The 15633-nt window shown below is 72.2% G+C and carries 14 protein-coding genes; 13 read left to right on the forward strand and 1 reads right to left on the reverse strand.

Features of this window, described 5'->3' with window-relative positions; genetic code table 11:
- The first annotated feature begins 71 nt into the window (after window positions 1-71).
- From ACFWFZ_RS01270 to ACFWFZ_RS01280, 3 genes are all read left to right on the forward strand, one after another.
- The gene (locus ACFWFZ_RS01270) at window positions 72-974 is read left to right on the forward strand and encodes an SIS domain-containing protein (protein ID WP_387114782.1); all 903 of its coding nucleotides are present in this window, start codon (window positions 72-74) and stop codon (window positions 972-974) included.
- Window positions 971-1822: a class II fructose-bisphosphate aldolase gene (locus tag ACFWFZ_RS01275; protein ID WP_387114785.1), complete on the forward strand. Its 852-nt coding sequence runs from the start codon at window positions 971-973 to the stop codon at window positions 1820-1822. The genes ACFWFZ_RS01270 and ACFWFZ_RS01275 overlap by 4 nt, the downstream gene beginning before the upstream one ends.
- A gap of 207 nt (window positions 1823-2029) precedes the next feature.
- Window positions 2030-3220 (forward strand): acyl-CoA dehydrogenase family protein, encoded by a 1191-nt coding sequence (locus tag ACFWFZ_RS01280; RefSeq protein ID WP_387114788.1) that lies wholly within the window; start codon window positions 2030-2032, stop codon window positions 3218-3220.
- A gap of 342 nt (window positions 3221-3562) precedes the next feature.
- Here ACFWFZ_RS01280 and ACFWFZ_RS01285 read toward each other — a convergent pair whose 3' ends face one another.
- Entirely contained in the window at window positions 3563-4150 is a 588-nt protein-coding gene (locus ACFWFZ_RS01285) for a GNAT family N-acetyltransferase (RefSeq protein WP_387114791.1), read from the reverse strand.
- A gap of 182 nt (window positions 4151-4332) precedes the next feature.
- Here ACFWFZ_RS01285 and ACFWFZ_RS01290 point away from each other — a divergent pair, with 182 nt between their 5' ends.
- The 10 genes from ACFWFZ_RS01290 to ACFWFZ_RS01335 are packed head-to-tail and all read left to right on the forward strand — an operon-like array spanning window position 4333 to window position 15522.
- Window positions 4333-5619, forward strand: coding sequence for an ATP-grasp domain-containing protein (locus ACFWFZ_RS01290; protein ID WP_387114794.1), 1287 nt, complete (start codon window positions 4333-4335; stop codon window positions 5617-5619).
- Window positions 5616-6449 carry a Rossmann-like domain-containing protein gene (locus ACFWFZ_RS01295; RefSeq protein ID WP_387114797.1) on the forward strand — a complete coding sequence of 278 codons (834 nt, stop codon included), beginning with the start codon at window positions 5616-5618 and terminating at the stop codon, window positions 6447-6449. Before ACFWFZ_RS01290 ends, ACFWFZ_RS01295 begins: the two co-directional genes overlap by 4 nt.
- Entirely contained in the window at window positions 6446-7570 is a 1125-nt protein-coding gene (locus tag ACFWFZ_RS01300; protein WP_387114800.1) for a PLP-dependent cysteine synthase family protein, read from the forward strand. Before ACFWFZ_RS01295 ends, ACFWFZ_RS01300 begins: the two co-directional genes overlap by 4 nt.
- Window positions 7567-8625, forward strand: a complete 1059-nt coding sequence (locus ACFWFZ_RS01305) for a dipeptide epimerase (protein ID WP_387114803.1) — start codon at window positions 7567-7569, stop codon at window positions 8623-8625. The genes ACFWFZ_RS01300 and ACFWFZ_RS01305 overlap by 4 nt, the downstream gene beginning before the upstream one ends.
- Window positions 8622-9896 carry an MFS transporter gene (locus tag ACFWFZ_RS01310; protein ID WP_387114806.1) on the forward strand — a complete coding sequence of 425 codons (1275 nt, stop codon included), beginning with the start codon at window positions 8622-8624 and terminating at the stop codon, window positions 9894-9896. Before ACFWFZ_RS01305 ends, ACFWFZ_RS01310 begins: the two co-directional genes overlap by 4 nt.
- Window positions 9893-10714, forward strand: coding sequence for a class I SAM-dependent methyltransferase (locus tag ACFWFZ_RS01315; RefSeq protein ID WP_387114809.1), 822 nt, complete (start codon window positions 9893-9895; stop codon window positions 10712-10714). The genes ACFWFZ_RS01310 and ACFWFZ_RS01315 overlap by 4 nt, the downstream gene beginning before the upstream one ends.
- On the forward strand, window positions 10711-12276 hold the full coding sequence (locus ACFWFZ_RS01320; protein ID WP_387114812.1) for an ABC transporter substrate-binding protein: 1566 nt from the start codon (window positions 10711-10713) through the stop codon (window positions 12274-12276). The genes ACFWFZ_RS01315 and ACFWFZ_RS01320 overlap by 4 nt, the downstream gene beginning before the upstream one ends.
- Window positions 12264-13220: an ABC transporter permease gene (locus ACFWFZ_RS01325; protein ID WP_387116246.1), complete on the forward strand. Its 957-nt coding sequence runs from the start codon at window positions 12264-12266 to the stop codon at window positions 13218-13220. The genes ACFWFZ_RS01320 and ACFWFZ_RS01325 overlap by 13 nt, the downstream gene beginning before the upstream one ends.
- Window positions 13217-14023, forward strand: a complete 807-nt coding sequence (locus ACFWFZ_RS01330) for an ABC transporter permease (RefSeq protein ID WP_387114815.1) — start codon at window positions 13217-13219, stop codon at window positions 14021-14023. The genes ACFWFZ_RS01325 and ACFWFZ_RS01330 overlap by 4 nt, the downstream gene beginning before the upstream one ends.
- A complete protein-coding gene (locus ACFWFZ_RS01335; protein ID WP_387114819.1) occupies window positions 14023-15522 on the forward strand; it encodes an ABC transporter ATP-binding protein in 1500 nt (499 codons plus the stop codon). The genes ACFWFZ_RS01330 and ACFWFZ_RS01335 overlap by 1 nt, the downstream gene beginning before the upstream one ends.
- Window positions 15523-15633: the final 111 nt, after the last annotated feature.

Below are 15633 nucleotides of genomic sequence, written 5' to 3' on the forward strand. Positions count from 1 at the left end.
ACCTTGCAGGAAAACGCATGGCGCAGCACGCACAACACATTCAGACCCGTCTGTCGCACGAGGGAGCCTGTATGAGTCACGTCGCGTACGAGTTGGGCACGCAGCCCGCATGCTGGGAGCGGGCCGCCGAACTGGCCCCGGCCCGGCGGGCGGTGCTGCCGCAGCCGGGGGAGCGCATCGCGATCACCGGGTGCGGAACCTCGTACTACATGGCCCAGGCGGCCGCCGTGTCGCGGGAGGACGCCGGACACGGGGAGACCGACGCCTTCCCCGCCTCGGAGTTCCCGCGCCACCGCCGCTACGACCGGGTCGTCGCCCTGACCCGCTCCGGCACCACCACCGAGGTCTTGGACCTGCTGGCCGCACTGCGGGACGCGGGCGTGCCCACGACCGCCGTCATCGGCGACCCGGCGACCCCGGTGACGGCGCTGGCGGACGAACTCGTCGTCCTCGACTTCGCCGACGAGCAGTCCGTCGTGCAGACCCGCTTCGCGACCACCGCCCTGACCCTGCTGCGCGCCCACGTCGGGCTGCACAGCGCCGCGGCCGTCGCCGACGCCCGCACCGCCCTCGACGAGCCGCTTCCCGCGGAGTTGGCGCGCCGGGGACAGTTCACCTTCCTCGGCCGCGGCTGGAGCGTCGGGCTCGCCCACGAGGCGGCCCTGAAGATGCGGGAGGCGTCGCTGTCCTGGGCCGAGTCGTACCCGGCGATGGAGTACCGGCACGGGCCGGTCAGCATCTCCGGGCCCGGCACCGTCACCTGGTCGCTCGACGAGGCTCCCGACGGGCTCGCCGAACAGGTCCGCCGGACGGGCGGCCAGTGGGTGGCGGGGCGGCTCGATCCGCTCGCCGAACTGGTCCGTGTGCACCGCCTCGCCCTGGCCGTCGCGGCCGACCGCGGGCTGGACCCCGACGCGCCCCGCAACCTGACCCGCTCGGTGATCCTCTCCACCGGCGAGGAGGCGGTCCGATGACCCTCGTCTGTGCGGGCGCGCTCGTCCGGGAGGCCTCCGGCGCCGGCCGCGCCGTCGCCGCCTTCAACATCATCACGCTGGAGCACGCCGAAGCCGTCGTCGCCGGCGCCGAGGCGGCCGGGCTGCCGGTCATCCTCCAACTGAGCGAGAACGCCGTGAAGTTCCGCCGCGGGCGGCTGCTGCCGATCTCCCGGGCCGCCGCCGCGTGCGCGGAGGCGGCGGCGGTCCCGGTCGGCCTGCACCTCGACCACGTCAAGAGCCCCGAGTTGCTGCGGCAGGCCTGCGACGCGGGATACAGCTCGGTGATGTACGACGCGGCGCAGCTCCCCTACGCCGAGAACTTGGAGGCCACCCGATCGGCCGCCGACTGGGCGCACGCCAACGGGCTGTGGATCGAGGCCGAACTCGGCGAGGTCGGCGGCAAGAACGGTGCCGCCCCGCTGGACCCGCACGCGCCCGGCGCCCGTACGGACCCCGACGAGGCACGGCGGTTCGTCGCGGACTCCGGGGTCGACGCACTGGCCGTCGCCGTCGGCAGCAGCCACGCGATGACCAGCCGGACCGCCGCCCTCGACCACGCACTGCTGGCCAGGCTCGCCAAGACGGTGGACGTACCGCTCGTCCTGCACGGCTCGTCCGGGCTGCCGGACTCCGAGCTCGCGGCGGCCGTCGCGGGAGGCATCCGCAAGGTGAACATCGGTACCGCGCTGAACCTGGCCATGACGGAGGCCATCCGCACCCACCTCACCCCGGCGGACCCCCGGCCGTACCTGACGGCGGCGCGCACGGCGATGACGGCGACGGCCACGGCCATGATCGGCGCCCTGAATCGACCCGCACTGACCTGAACCGACCATCACTGACCTGAGCCCACCTGCACTGACCTGAACTGGCGTGAACCGACCTGGCCCGAACTGAAGCGAAAGGCATCGGGGCGGCCGTGGACGCACTTCGAACGGCCGATGCGCGGGTCCTTCCGAATTCTTGCAACAGGTTCTAATCTGACCGCCGCCATCGCAGCGAACCCGCTGTGGCCGCGAGATTCCGGAGGGTCCGTGCACCTCGAATACACGCCTGAGCAGCAGCAGTTGCGCGCCGAGCTGCGCGCCTACTTCGCCGAGCTGGTCCCCGAGGACGTCTACGCCCGCTACGAGGACCCGGCCGCCCAGAAGCGGTTCTACCGCGAGACCATCCGCAGGCTCGGCGCCGACGGCTGGCTCGGCATCGGCTGGCCCGAGGAGTACGGCGGCCGCGGGATGACCCCGATGGACCAGTTCATCTTCTTCGACGAGGCGGCGCAGGCGGTCGTACCGCTTCCCCTCATGGCGCTCAACACGGTCGGGCCGACCATCATGCAGTTCGGTACCGATGAGCAGAAGGCGTACTTCCTGCCCAGGATCCTCTCAGGGGAGATCGACTTCGCCATCGGCTACAGCGAGCCCGACGCGGGCACCGACCTCGCCGCACTCACGTGCAAGGCGGTCCGCGAGGGCGACGAGGAGACCGGCACCTACGTCGTCAACGGGCAGAAGATCTGGACCACCAACGGCGACACCGCCGACTGGGTCTGGCTCGCCGTGCGCACCGACCCGGACGCCCCCGCGCACAAGGGCATCACCATGCTCCTCGTCCCGACCTCCGACCCCGGCTACTCCTGCACCCTCATCAACACCCTGGCCTCCCACGACACCACGGCCAGCTACTACGAGGGCATCCGGGTCCCCGCCGCACGCCGCGTCGGCCAGGAGAACAAGGGCTGGCGCCTGATCACCAACCAGCTCAACCACGAGCGCGTCACCCTGGCCGCGCACGGCACGATGGCCATCCGGGCCCTCCACGACGTCCAACGCTGGGCCGCGTCCACGAAGCTCGCCGACGGCCGCCGGGTCATCGACCTGTCCTGGGTCCGGGGCCGGCTCGCCCGCACCCACGCCCGCCTCGACGCGATGAAGCTGCTCAACTGGCAGATGGTCAACGCGGTCGAGGCCGGCACCCTCACCCCGCAGGACGCCTCCGCGGTCAAGGTGTACGGCTCCGAGGCCCGCCGCGACGCGTACGCCTGGCTGATGGAGGTCGTCGGCGCGGCGGGCCCCCTCAAGGACGGCTCCGCCGGAGCGGTCCTGCACGGCGAGCTCGAACGCGGCTACCGCAGCGCGGTCATCTTCACCTTCGGCGGCGGCAACAACGAGATCCAGCGCGAGATCATCTCGTGGACAGGCCTGGGCATGCCCCGCGTCCGCCGCTGACACTGCCGTTGACCTGACGCGCGATGGGCTTGGCTTGTTGGCGTCATATGTCCGTCACGTCGTCCTCGGGTGCGGGGCGGTGCGTGCCGGCGGCTGAGACCGGGAACCGGTATGGGCTTCGTCGCTGTCGGAGGTGGGCCAGGGTGCGGGGGTTCCAGCGGGGCGCGGTGCGGCTGCACATCCCGCATCACGCGGTCGAGGAGGAGATCCACGGCGCGTGGACGACCGAGGAACTGGCTTCCCACTGCTACCGGATCAGCCCCGGCACCCTGTACCCGACGCTGCACCCGCCGAGGGTGCGTGCCGGGCGTCGCGACGCCGCGGGGCAACTCGATACAGGCCCTAGTTGCCGCGTCGGCCGCTGGTGGCCGTGACGGGGATCGGGATCTCGAAGTGGACCGTCCCGTAGCCGCCGTGCTCGCCGGTCGTGCGGGCGTCGCAGACTTCGTCGGCCATGCCGCGCCAGAAGGCTTCCGCGCCGGGGATGTCGACGTTCGTGTGCAGGTAGACGGCGTCGTAGCCGGGGACACCTGCCGCGAATGCGCAGGCTGTCCTGACCATGGCGCGGGCCAGACCGTGCCTGCGGTGGTCCGGGCGTACGTACACCCGTAGCAGCTGCGCCGTGCGCCCCGAGGGATAGCGCTCGGCGAGCCATCGGGGGTGCGGGGGGTGCGCGGGACCCCGGGAGTTCAGCGCGGTGGTGCCGACCACCTCCGAGGCCAGGACCGCCACGACGAGGGTGTGGCGCGGGTGCGTGAGGTAGGTGCTGTCGATGTCGACGACGTCGTCGTGCCACTGGGGTACGTACCCGTAGTCGAACTCCCGGTAGAACGTGTCGAGCATGACGCTCCGCGCGCCGGCCACGTCCTCGGGCCTGGCGTGCCGCACCACGTACGGGCCGATCTCTTGCCCCTGCGTCAGGTCTCTCATGGCTCGGTGGCTCCCTTTGGCACTCCGGTCTCGTGAGCGGCAGGCTACCGGAAATCCGCCCTATTGGAAATGAAAACGATTTCAGGTAGCTTCCTCCTCGGTTCGATGCGGACGCCTCCCGTCAGGCGGTCCGCTTCGCAGGTATGCCCACCGGTCGTGACGGCGTCTTGAGAGGAAGTCCCTTGGCACATCTGCTGGTTGTCGAGAGCTGGGTTGGGTCGATGAGCAGGCTGCTGCCCAGGGCGATCGGAGAAGGCGGGCACGAGTTCACCTTCGTCACCCGGGACCTGCACCACTACCTGCGCGGCGCCGGGCCCGACGGCCCGCACCCGCTGCTGGCCGCGCGCAACATCATCACCGCGGACACCAACGACATGGATCAGCTACTGCCCCACCTGGAACGGCTGCACGCGGTGCTCGCCTTCGACGGGGTCGTCTCCTCCTGCGACTACTACCTGCCCGCCGTGGCCCGGATCGCCGACCGGCTGGACCTGCCCGGCCCGGCCGTCGACGCCGTCGAGGCCGCCTGCCGCAAGGACCTGACCCGCCGGATGCTGGCGGAGGCCGGCGTGCCGGGCCCCCGTTTCGCGCTGTGCGCGGACACGGCGCGGGCCGCGGCCGCCGCAAGGGACATCGGCTATCCGCTGGTGGTCAAGCCCGTGGACCTGTGCGCCGGAATGCTCGTACGGGAGGTCCGTGACGAGCAGGAACTGGAGGCGGCCTGCCGGGCGCTGGCCGAGTTCCCGGTCAACGCGCGCGGACAGGACCGGATGCCCGTCGTCCTCCTGGAGGAGCTCCTCGCCGGCCCCGAGGTCAGTGTCGAGACCGTCTCCTTCGCCGGTGTCACGGGCGTGGTCGGTGTCACGGACAAGAGCATCGGCGGGGCGCCCGCCTTCATCGAGACCGGTCACATGTTCCCGGCGGGCATCGCACCGCAGTCGGAGCGGGAAGCGGTCGACACGGCTGTCGCTGCGATCAAGGCCCTGGGCCTGGACCACATCGTGTGCCACACCGAGATCAAACTGACGCCCGAGGGTCCCAAGGTGGTCGAGGTCAACCCGCGCCCCGCCGGCAACCGGATCACCGAGCTGGTCCGCCACGTCACGGGCATCGACCTGGCCGCCGCCTGCGTCGACGTCGCCCTCGGCCGTACGCCCGATCTCACACCACGCGCGACCGGCGTGCACAGCGCCGCCATCGCCTTCCTGCTTCCCGACACCACCGGCACCCTTACCGGCATCGAGGGCGCCGACGACGTCCGTGCGCACTCCGGGGTTGTGGAGCTCACCCTCGCCGAGCCCGGCCGCGCCGTACGGGCCGCGACCAGCAACAACGAGTACCTCGGCCACATCATGACCGCCGACACCCAGGGCGGTGGGGCGCGGGAAAGCGCCGAACGGCTCCTGGCTCACCTGCACCCCACTTTTGAAGAGCATGGTGCCGAGCTGCCTTCGGCGGTGCCCGCATGACCGCACCCACCCTGTCCGAGCCCGCCGTACGCACCGTCGAGCAGCTTGTCGAGGCGGTCCGCGCGGGGGCGTACGGCCCCGATCCCGCCCAGGAACGCATCGCGCTCGCCTTCACCACCGTCCAGGCGGTCCGCCACGCCGGCCGCAGCAGCGGCTACCGCAACGAGGTCCTCAGCCTGCGCCTCGACGCGGCCGTCGGATCCTGCGCCGTGGAGCCGGGGGCCCTGCCCGCCGCGGGACTCGACGACTGCGTCGGCGCCTCGGTGGCCGAGCTCCTCGACCACCCGATGCTTCCCGTGCGGGTTGCCGCGCTCGACGCGTACCTGAGCCACGTACGCCCCCACACCCCCGAGCACGGCGCCCGCCCGTACGCCCTGCCGGCGGGCAGCTCCCTGCACCGGTCCAGAGCCCGCGCTCGCGCCGTGGCGGATCTGCTGCCCGAGACCGGGATCCGCCGGATCCTCGTCATCGGCGTGGTCAACTCCCTGCTGGAACAGCTGCGTGCGCGCGGCCTGGGATACGTGCCCTGCGACCTCAAGGGCGGCACCACCGAGTGGGGCGAGCCGGTACGGACCGACGCCTTCGCGGAGTTGGAGCACTGCGACGCCGTCCTCGCCTCCGGCATGACCCTGGGGAACGGCACCTTCCAGCCCCTGCTCGACCACGCCGCCGCCACCGGCAAGCCCCTGGTCATGTTCGCGCAGACCGGCAGCGCGATCCTCCCGCGCTTCCTGGGCGCCGGTGTCAGCGCCGTGTCCGCGGAGCCCTACCCCTTCTTCTGGCTCGACGGCGGCCCCGGAGTCATCCACCGCTACGGAGGCACCCGGTGACCCTCGCACCCCCGCTGGACCGCCCGCCGGCCCACAGCACGAACCCGGAGCTGCTGACCCTGGTCGGCCGCACCCCGCTCGCGCGGATCCGTACGGAACTGCCCTACGCCCACCCGGGCTTCTGGGCCAAACTCGAATGCCTCGGCGCCGGCGGGATGAAGGCGCGGTCCGCCGTGTCCATGCTGCGCGGTGCCCGGCAGCGCGGCGAACTGCGCCCGGGCGCCACCGTGGTCGAATCCACCTCCGGAACCCTCGGGGTCGGCCTCGCCTTCGCCGGACAGGCCCTCGGCCACCCGGTCGTCCTCATCGGTGACCGCGAACTCGAACCGTCCATGCGGCAGTTGCTGCGCGCATACGGCGCACAGCTGGAGCTGGTGGACCGGCCCGCCCCCGAGGGCGGCTGGCAGGCCGCCCGGATCGCCCGGCTCCGCGAGGTCCTGGAGCGGATCCCGGACGCCTACTGGCCCGACCAGTACAACAACCCCGACAACGCGGCCGGATACCTCACGATGGCCACCGAACTCTGCGGACAGCTCGACCACGTGGACGTCCTGGTGTGCAGTGTCGGCACCGGTGGCCACAGCGCCGGGCTCATCGGACCGCTGCGCCGCCGCTGGCCGCGGCTGAAGGTGATCGGCGTCGACTCCGTCGGCTCCGCCATCTTCGGCCAGCCCGCCCGCCCCCGCCTCATGCGCGGACTCGGCAGCAGCATCCACCCGCGCAACGTCGCCCACCACGCCTTCGACGAGGTCCACTGGGTGGGCCCCGCCGAAGCGGTCGACGCCTGCCGCAGGCTTGCCCGTACCAGTTTCGTCAGCGGCGGCTGGAGCACCGGCGCCGTCGCCCTCGTCTCCGCCTGGGCCGCCCGGGTGGAAGCGGGCGCGGTCGTCGCGACGGTCTTCCCCGACGGGCCGCACCGCTACCTGGGCACCGTCTACGACGACGACTTCTGCCACGCCCACGGCCTCGACCGGGCCGAACTCGCCCTGCGCCCCCTGGAGATCGCGCATCCGCACGCGACCGAGGCCATCGGCTGGACCCGCTGCCGCACCGTCCTCGACCCGCGCGCGGCCACCCGGCCGCACCACCTGCCCGCACCGAAGCGGGGAGATGCCGCATGAGACTCACCTGGCTCACCACCGAGCTGGAACTGGCCGAGCCGCTGCGCATCTCCCGCTCGGTGATGGCCCGCCGCGACGCGGTCTGGGTCGCGATCGAGCACGGCGGCCTGACCGGCTGGGGCGAGGTCGTCAGCAGCGACCACCTCGGCCTGCCCACTTCCCGCATCGTCCGGCACCTCAACACGGCGCGCCCCGCGGTCGAGCGCCTGCCCGACCCCGAGACCGCGTGGGAGGAACATCTCGCCGGACCGCTGACCGGCCAGCCGGGGCTGCCGGCCGGCGTGCTGGCCGGGCTGGAGTCGGCCCTGCTCGACCTGGTCGGCAAGCGGTCCGGCCGGCCCGCCCACCAGCTGCTGGGTACGCCCACCGCACCGGTCGCGCAGACCACTCGTACGATCGGCATCACCGCCCCCGTAGCGGCCGCCGCGCAAGCGGCCCGGCTCGCCGTCAGCGGCTTCACCGCCCTCAAGGTCAAAGCGGGATCCCCCGATCCGGCCGAGGACCTCGTGCGCGTGGAGGCCGTACGGACCGGCGCCCCCGAGGCGAGCCTGCTGCTCGACCCCAATGGAGCATGGACCGAACGCCAGGCCCTCGACCTGCTCCCGCGCTTCGCCGACCTCGGCGTCACCGCCGTGGAACAGCCCATCGCGCCGGGCAGGCCCGACGCGCTCGCCCGTGTGGCCAAGGAGTCCCCGATCCCCGTCATCGCCGACGAGGACGCGGTCTCGTACGAGGACGCCGTGGCTCTCGCCGGACTGGTCCACGGTGTCAACGTCAAGCTCGCGAAATGCGGCGGAGTACGGGCCGCCCTGCGCATCCACGAAGCACTGCGCGGCAGCGGGACCGACCTGATGCTCGGCTGCCTCACCGCCAGCTCGCTGGGCATCGCGCCCGCCGTGCACCTCGCCGACCGGGCCCGCTGGGTGGACCTCGACGGGCACCTGCTGCTCGCCGACGACCCGTGGACCGGCATCGGCGGCACGGACGGCACCGTACGGGCCGCCGACCGGGCCGGACTCGGCGTCCGACGCACCCACATGGCGGTCGTACGGTGAGGATCCTCAGCTCGATGCGGGGCTTCCCGCTCCCCGTACGCCTCCTCCTGGTCAACCAGCTCGGCGTCAACACAGGCTTCTACCTGCTCATCCCGTACCTGGCCACCCATCTCACCGACGACCTGGGGCTTTCGGCCGCCGTCGTCGGTGTGGTCCTCGGCCTGCGCAACCTCAGCCAGCAGGGCCTGTTCCTGATCGGCGGCTCGGCCGCCGACCGGCTCGGAGCCCGTGGAGTGATCATCGCGGGCTGCGGGCTGCGCACGGTGGGATTCGGCTTGTTCGCCCTCGGCGACAGCCTGCCGCTGCTCATCGCCGCTTCCATACTCAGCGGGCTCGCGGGGGCCCTCTTCAACCCCGCCGTGCGGACGTACGTCGCCCAGGAGGCCGGCGAGCGCAAGGCGGAGGCCTTCGCGCTGTTCAACGTGTTCGCCACGACCGGGGCGCTGCTGGGCCCGCTGCTGGGGACCCTGCTGCTGCTCGTGGACTTCCGGGCCGCCGCCGTCACCGCGGCCGGCGTGTTCGCCGTACTCACGCTCGCGCAAATCCTGGTGCTGCCGGCCCGTGAGGTACCGGCCCCCGACTCGGGTGTCCTCACCGACTGGCGAGAGGTGGCGGGCAACCGCCGGTTCCTGCTGTTCTCCCTCGCCATGGTCGGGATGTACGGCCTGGAAAACCAGCTGTACCTGCTGCTGCCTCGTGCGGCGACCGATGCTTCCGGCTGGGGCGGCTCGGTCGGCCTGCTGTTCCTCGCCGGGACCGTCGTCAACCTGCTGTTCCAGCTGCGCATCACCCGCGCCCTGAAAGCCCGGGGGAGCAGCGGGCGTTGGATCGCCACCGGCCTGGGCGTCATGGGCCTGGGATTCCTGCCCCCGATGCTCGTGGCGGGCGCCGCCACCGCGCACCCGCTCCGCCTCCTGCCGGTGCTCGCCGGAGCCCTGCTGCTGCACCTCGGCGTGATGATCGCCTCGCCGTTCGTGATGGAGCTGATACCGGCCTTCGGCCGCGACAGCCTGACCGGCACGTTCTACGGCCTCTTCTACGCGGTCTCCGGCGTCGCGGCCGCCACCGGCAGCGCGGCCATCGGCTGGTCCATGGACACCGCCGGACAGACCGGCCTGACCTGGCTGCCCTACGGCTGCTGCCTCGCCCTGGGCCTGGTATCGGCAGCGGCCGTGGCGCACCTCCGGCGCCGAGGGGTGCTGCCGGTGGGGCAGGCACCCGATCCGTCGGCCCCCGCTCTCCCCGACCGGCCCCGAAGCGAGACGCGATGACAGTGCCGACAAGCAGCAACCTGCTCACCGACCACCCAGAGCTCTACGAGGAACGCTTCCCGGACCCCGAACGGCTCGCCGCCCGCTGGACCGAGGACGTGCTCACCCGCCACGGAGCCGGCCCCCGCGTCCTCGATGTCGGGTGCGGCACCGGCCGTGACGCCGCCTGGCTGCACCACCGGGCCGGGCGCGAGGTCACCGGCATCGACACCTCGCTGGCCATGCTGGCCCACGCGGGCACGCACCATCCCGGCCCCGCGTACCACCTGGCCGACATGCGCGACTTTGACCTCGGTGCGACCTTCGACGCGGTCGTCTGCCTGGACAGCGCCCTGCTCTACTGCCACACCAACGAGGACCTCGCCGCCTTCCTCGCCCGCTGCCGCGCCCACCTCACCCCGGGCGGACTCCTCGTCGCCGAGATGCGCAACGGGGCCTTCTTCCTCGGCAACACCGAACTCCTCGACGGCCCGCGCACCGCCTCCTTCGCATGGCGCGGCGCCACCTACACCTCCCACACCACCCTGTGGATCGATCACGGCGCGCAACTCCTGCGCCGCCGGAGAATCTGGACCGCCGACGACGGCTGCCCGCATGAAGAGCAGCGCTCCGCCTGGAGGCTCCTCTTCCCGCAGGAACTCCGGTACTTCCTCACCACGGCCGGCTTCGAGGTCCTCGCACTGCACGACGGACCCGGCCCCCGCACCGGACCCCCGTGGAGCGAAGGCGAGGCCCCGCACGGGACCACGAGTTCCGACCGCCTCCACCTCGTCGCCCGGCTCGCGCCCCACCCCAGCAACGGAGACATCCCCGCATGAACGACGCCCGCTCCAGCCTCGCCCGCAGAGGCTTCCTCATGGCCACGGGCGCTACCGCCCTCGCCTTCACCGCCGCCTGCGGCACCGGCGCCACCACCCCGGACGCCGAGAACGACGCAGAGGGAGCCCCCCAGCGGGGCGGCCGGCTGCGCGCCGCCTTCGCCGGCGGAGGCGCCAACGAGACCCTGGACCCGCACGCCGCCAACCTGTTCGCCGACGCCGCCCGCGCCAAGGCCCTCTTCGACAAGCTCGCCGACTTCGGCGCCGACCTCGCCGCCGTCCCCCGGCTCGCCGAGCGCTGGGAATCCAACGACGCACTCGACACCTGGAAGGTCAGCCTGCGCAAGGCCGCCTTCCACGACGGCAGGCCCGTCACCGCCGAGGACGTCCTCTACAGCTACCGCCGCATCGCGGACCCCAAGGCCACGTTCCGGGCCAAGGCCTCCCTGGAGCCGATCGACCTCGACGCGAGCCGGGCGGTGGACGCCTCCACCGTCGAGTTCAGACTCAAGCGTCCGTATGCCGAATTCCCGTGCGTCCTCGCCGCGTTCGGCGCGTACATCGTCCCCGCGGACGCCACCGCCTTCGCCAGTCCCGTCGGTTCCGGACCGTTCAGCTTCGTCTCCTTCAAGCCGGGCAGCTCCCTCGTCGTCAAGCGTAACGACGCCTACTGGGAAGGCGCCCCGCACCTGGACGAGCTCGAATTCGTCGTCGCCGGTGAGGAGTCGGCACGTGTCAGCGCCCTGCTCGCCGGTCAGGTCGAGTACGCCCACGAGCTGAACCCGGCCACCGCCCGCACCCACGAGGGCAAGGGCAAGATCGACGTCGTGCGCCTGCCGGGCAGCGCGATGCAGGGCTTCGTCATGAAGACCGACCGCCCGCCCTTCAACGATCCCCGGGTGCGTCAGGCGTTCTTCCTCATCGCCGACCGCAAGGAACTCGTCGACGGAGCCCTCTCCGGCGCCGGGGAGATCGGCAACGACCTGTTCGGCAAGGGCTACCAGTACTACCCCGCCGGTCTCCCGCAGCGCACCCAGGACCTGGACAAGGCCCGCGCCCTGCTCAAGGAGGCCGGCGCCGAGGGGCTCAAGGTCACCCTCGACACCGCCCCCGCCGCCACGGGCTTCGTCGAGGCCGCAGGGATCTTCAAGGAGCAGGCCGCGAAGGCCGGCGTCACCGTGGAGATCAAGGTCGGCAACAAGGACACCTACTGGAAGGACATCCTGGACAACGGCACCTTCGCCTCCTACCGCTCGGGCGCCATGCCCATCGAGTCCCACATCTCGCAGCGGCTGCTGACCGGCTCCACCACCAATGCCACCAAGTGGCAGCAGAAGGACTTCGACGACCTGTACCAGCAGGCCCAGTCGACGCGCGACGTGACGCAGCGCGGAGCCCTCTACGAGCGGATGCAGCGCCGACTGTACGACGAGGGCGGCTTCCTGATCTGGGGCTTCGCCGACTGGATCATCGCCACCGCACCCAAGGTGCGAGGGGTGTCCAAGACGGCACCCGCCAACACCCTCGACTGGGCCCGCTTCGACAAGATCTGGATCGCGTGACACCGCACCTGTCCTGGATCGGCCGCCGCCTGCTCCTCGGCCTGGGGCAGACGGCGGCCGTCGTCCTGTTCATCTTCGCGCTCACCGAGGCGCTGCCCGGTGACGCGGCGGTCGCCCTCGCCGGGGACCAGCCCGATCCGGCCCGCATCGCCCTCATCCGCGAGACGATGGGGCTGGACCGGCCCGCCCCCGAACGCTTCGCCGACTGGGCCGTCGGCCTCCTGCACGGCGACTTCGGCACCTCCCTGGTCAGCGGACGGCCCGTCACCGGCTACCTGGCCGACGGACTCGGCCCCACCCTCCTTCTCGCCGGTGCCACGCTCGCCCTGCTCGTCCCCCTCTCGGCCGGGCTCGGTGTGCTGGCGGCCCGCCGCGAGGGCGGCCCACTCGACCGCAGCGTGAGCGCGCTGACCCTCGCCGTGCACGCCGTACCGGAGTTCGCCGTCGGGGTCCTGCTCGCCACGCTCTTCGGGCTGTGGCTGGCCTGGCTGCCGCCCACCGCCGTCGGCGCCGACCCGTTCACCGAGCCCGCCGTCCTGGTCCTGCCCGTCGTCGTCCTGCTGTCGCGGCCCGTCTGCACCATCAGCCGCCTCGTACGTGCCGGGATGATCGACGCGATGGCCTCCCCTTACGTCGCCCAGGCCCGCCGCTACGGGGTCTCCGGCGCCCGGATCACCTGGACCCACGCCCTGCCCAACGCACTCGCCCCCGCCACCCAGCAACTGGCCCGTACCTGCGACTGGCTCCTCAGCGGAGTGATCGTCGTGGAGGCACTCTTCGTGATCCCGGGCCTCGGAACCGTGCTCATCGAAGCCGTCGCCGCCCGCGACCTCCCTGTCGTCCAGGGCATGGCCGTCGTCTTCGGCATCGTCACCGTCGCGGTCAACCTCGCCGCCGACCTGGCAGCCCGCCGCTTCGCGCCCCGGTCCGAGGTGACGGCATGAAACAGAAGCCGGCACGGTACCTCTTCGCACTCGGGCTGATCGTCCTTCCCGTCCTCCTCGCGCTGGCCGGGCCCTTCGTGGCGGGCCCGGCCGGCCCCCGCTCGGTCTCCTTCGCCTCCCCCGAAGGGCACTGGCTCGGCACAGACTTCAGCGGACGCGACGTATGGCACCAGGTGCTCCTCGGCGGCCGCTCCGTCGTGCTCGTCGCGCTCGCCGCCACCGCCCTCGCCTACCTCGTCGCCATCCCCCTCGGCCTCACCGCGGCCGTGACCCGCCGTACCTGGCTGGAGGAGGCGTTGATGCGGCCCCTGGACGTGGTCATCGCGGTCCCCTCCCTCCTGCTGGTGCTGCTCGTCGCGGCCACCCTCACGCCGGGCCCCGCCGGACTGACCGTCCTGGTCGGGCTGGCCGCCGTACCCGACGCCGCCCGGGTCGTACACGCGGCGGCCGTCGAGATCTCTTCCCGGCCCGCCGTGGAAGCGCTGCGCATGCAGGGCGAGTCCTGGTGGCGCACGGCCATCGGGTACGTGGCCCGCTCCATGCGCCGCACCCTCGCCGCCGACGCCGGGATCCGGCTCACCGGAGCCCTCTACCTGGTCGCGACCGCCGCCTTCCTCGGCGTTGGCGTCCAGCCGGACGCCGCCGACTGGGCGGTCATGGTCGACCGCAACCGCACCGGCCTCTTCCTCCAGCCCTGGGCCGTGGTCGTGCCCGCCCTGCTCATCGCGGCCCTCTCGATGGGCACCAACCTGCTGTTCGACGCCGCCCTCCAACGGCACACCCCCCGGAAGGGAGCGACGTGATGACCCTTGTCGCAGAGGTACGGGACCTACGGGTCGCCATCGGCGGCCGGGCGATCGTGGACGGTGTGAGCCTCGCCGCCCACGCGGGCAGGATCACCGCCGTCATCGGCCCGTCCGGCAGCGGCAAGACCACCACGGGGCTCGCCCTCCTGGGCGAGTACCCGGCCGGCGCCGTCGTCGAGGGGGAGGTGCACACACCGGCGGGCCCGGTTGGATACATCCCCCAGCACCCGGCGTCGGTCCTCAACCCCGCCCGTCGAGTGGGTGCGCTCCTCGGAGACATCGCCGCCCGAAAGCGAGGAGACAGGCACGCGCGCAGGCGCCGCGTCGAAGAGGCCTTGCGCCAGGCTCAGCTCCCGGATCCGGGAGCGGTGCTGCACCGCTTTCCCCACCAACTGTCCGGCGGCCAGCAGCAGCGGGTCGTCCTGGCGCAGGCGTTGCTGCTGGGAGCCCGGGTCATCGTCGCCGACGAACCCACCACCGGGCAGGACGTCCTCACCAAACAGGGCATCGTCGCGGAGCTGGCGGCCGTGGCCGCACGGGGCATCGCCGTGGTCCTGCTCAGCCATGACCTGGACGTCGTACGGAGGCTGGCCGACGAGGTCGTGGTGATGCGGGACGGGCGGGTCGTGGACCGCGGACCCGCGTCGTCGGTCCTGGAGGGTTTCGCACGCGAGGAGTTGCACGCGGCGCGGGAGCCCCGCCCACGCGGTCCGATGCATGTGGAGACGCGGATTCTGACCGCACGGCACCGCACCACGCGCGGGGTGTCCGAGGTGCTGAGCGACATCGCAGTCTCGGTCGCGGCAGGGGAGTGCCTGGCGCTCGTCGGCCGTTCAGGCAGCGGCAAGACCACCCTGGGACGCTGCCTGGCCGGGCTGCACCCAGCGTACGAGGGCACGGTCCTGCTCGACGGGATGCCGCTGCCGCGCAGCCTGCGCACCCGCAACCGCTCCGAACTGGCCGCCGTGCAGTACGTGTTCCAGGACGCGAAGGCCGCCTTCGACGAACACCGGACGGTCCTCGACCAGGTAGCCCGCAGCGCCGTACGGCTCCAAGGCGCCACCCCTGCGGAAGCGCGCCGTACAGCCGTGAGCACCCTCGGCGAGTTCGGCCTGAGCGAGAAGCTTGCCGGGCGCCGCCCCGGCGAGCTCTCCGGCGGCGAACTCCAACGGGCGGCGCTGGCCCGGGCCCTGCTGGCCGGGCCGAGCGTCCTGATCTGCGACGAGATCACCTCCGGCCTCGACTCGCAGACGCGGACCACGATCCTCGACGCCCTCGCCCGGCTCAGAGAACACCGCGAGCTCAGCCTGGTGTTCATCACCCACGACCTCGCGGCCGCCGCAGCCTTCGCGGACCGCATCGCGGTCCTGGATGCAGGGCGCATCGTCGAGTCCGGCCCGGCCCGTCAGCTGATCGAGCTGCCGCAGCAGGCGATCACCAGGGAACTGCTGTCCGTCTCGCTGACGGCGCTGACGGGCCACGCGCCGGAATGCTGAGGGCGCGGTGCCTGGTCGGTCAGTAGAGAGCCGGGTCAAACGGGGAGATAGGGGAAGGCATACGCCGGATGTGCTTGGTCAGCTCTCCACCTGCAGACGATGGGCCGCCTC

Source organism: Streptomyces sp. NPDC060232, assembly GCF_042726555.1.
GTDB lineage: Bacteria > Actinomycetota > Actinomycetes > Streptomycetales > Streptomycetaceae > Streptomyces.

Bases quoted from the DNA above. Each gene is read 5' to 3' on its own strand.
- ACFWFZ_RS01335 (WP_387114819.1), top strand. From the start codon at position 14,023: ATGACCCTTGTCGCAGAGGTACGGGACCTACGGGTCGCCATCGGCGGC.
- ACFWFZ_RS01285 (WP_387114791.1), bottom strand. From the start codon at position 4,150: ATGAGAGACCTGACGCAGGGGCAAGAGATCGGCCCGTACGTGGTGCGG.
- ACFWFZ_RS01315 (WP_387114809.1), top strand. From the start codon at position 9,893: ATGACAGTGCCGACAAGCAGCAACCTGCTCACCGACCACCCAGAGCTC.
- ACFWFZ_RS01305 (WP_387114803.1), top strand. From the start codon at position 7,567: ATGAGACTCACCTGGCTCACCACCGAGCTGGAACTGGCCGAGCCGCTG.
- ACFWFZ_RS01330 (WP_387114815.1), top strand. From the start codon at position 13,217: ATGAAACAGAAGCCGGCACGGTACCTCTTCGCACTCGGGCTGATCGTC.
- ACFWFZ_RS01270 (WP_387114782.1), top strand. From the start codon at position 72: ATGAGTCACGTCGCGTACGAGTTGGGCACGCAGCCCGCATGCTGGGAG.
- ACFWFZ_RS01320 (WP_387114812.1), top strand. From the start codon at position 10,711: ATGAACGACGCCCGCTCCAGCCTCGCCCGCAGAGGCTTCCTCATGGCC.
- ACFWFZ_RS01295 (WP_387114797.1), top strand. From the start codon at position 5,616: ATGACCGCACCCACCCTGTCCGAGCCCGCCGTACGCACCGTCGAGCAG.
- ACFWFZ_RS01275 (WP_387114785.1), top strand. From the start codon at position 971: ATGACCCTCGTCTGTGCGGGCGCGCTCGTCCGGGAGGCCTCCGGCGCC.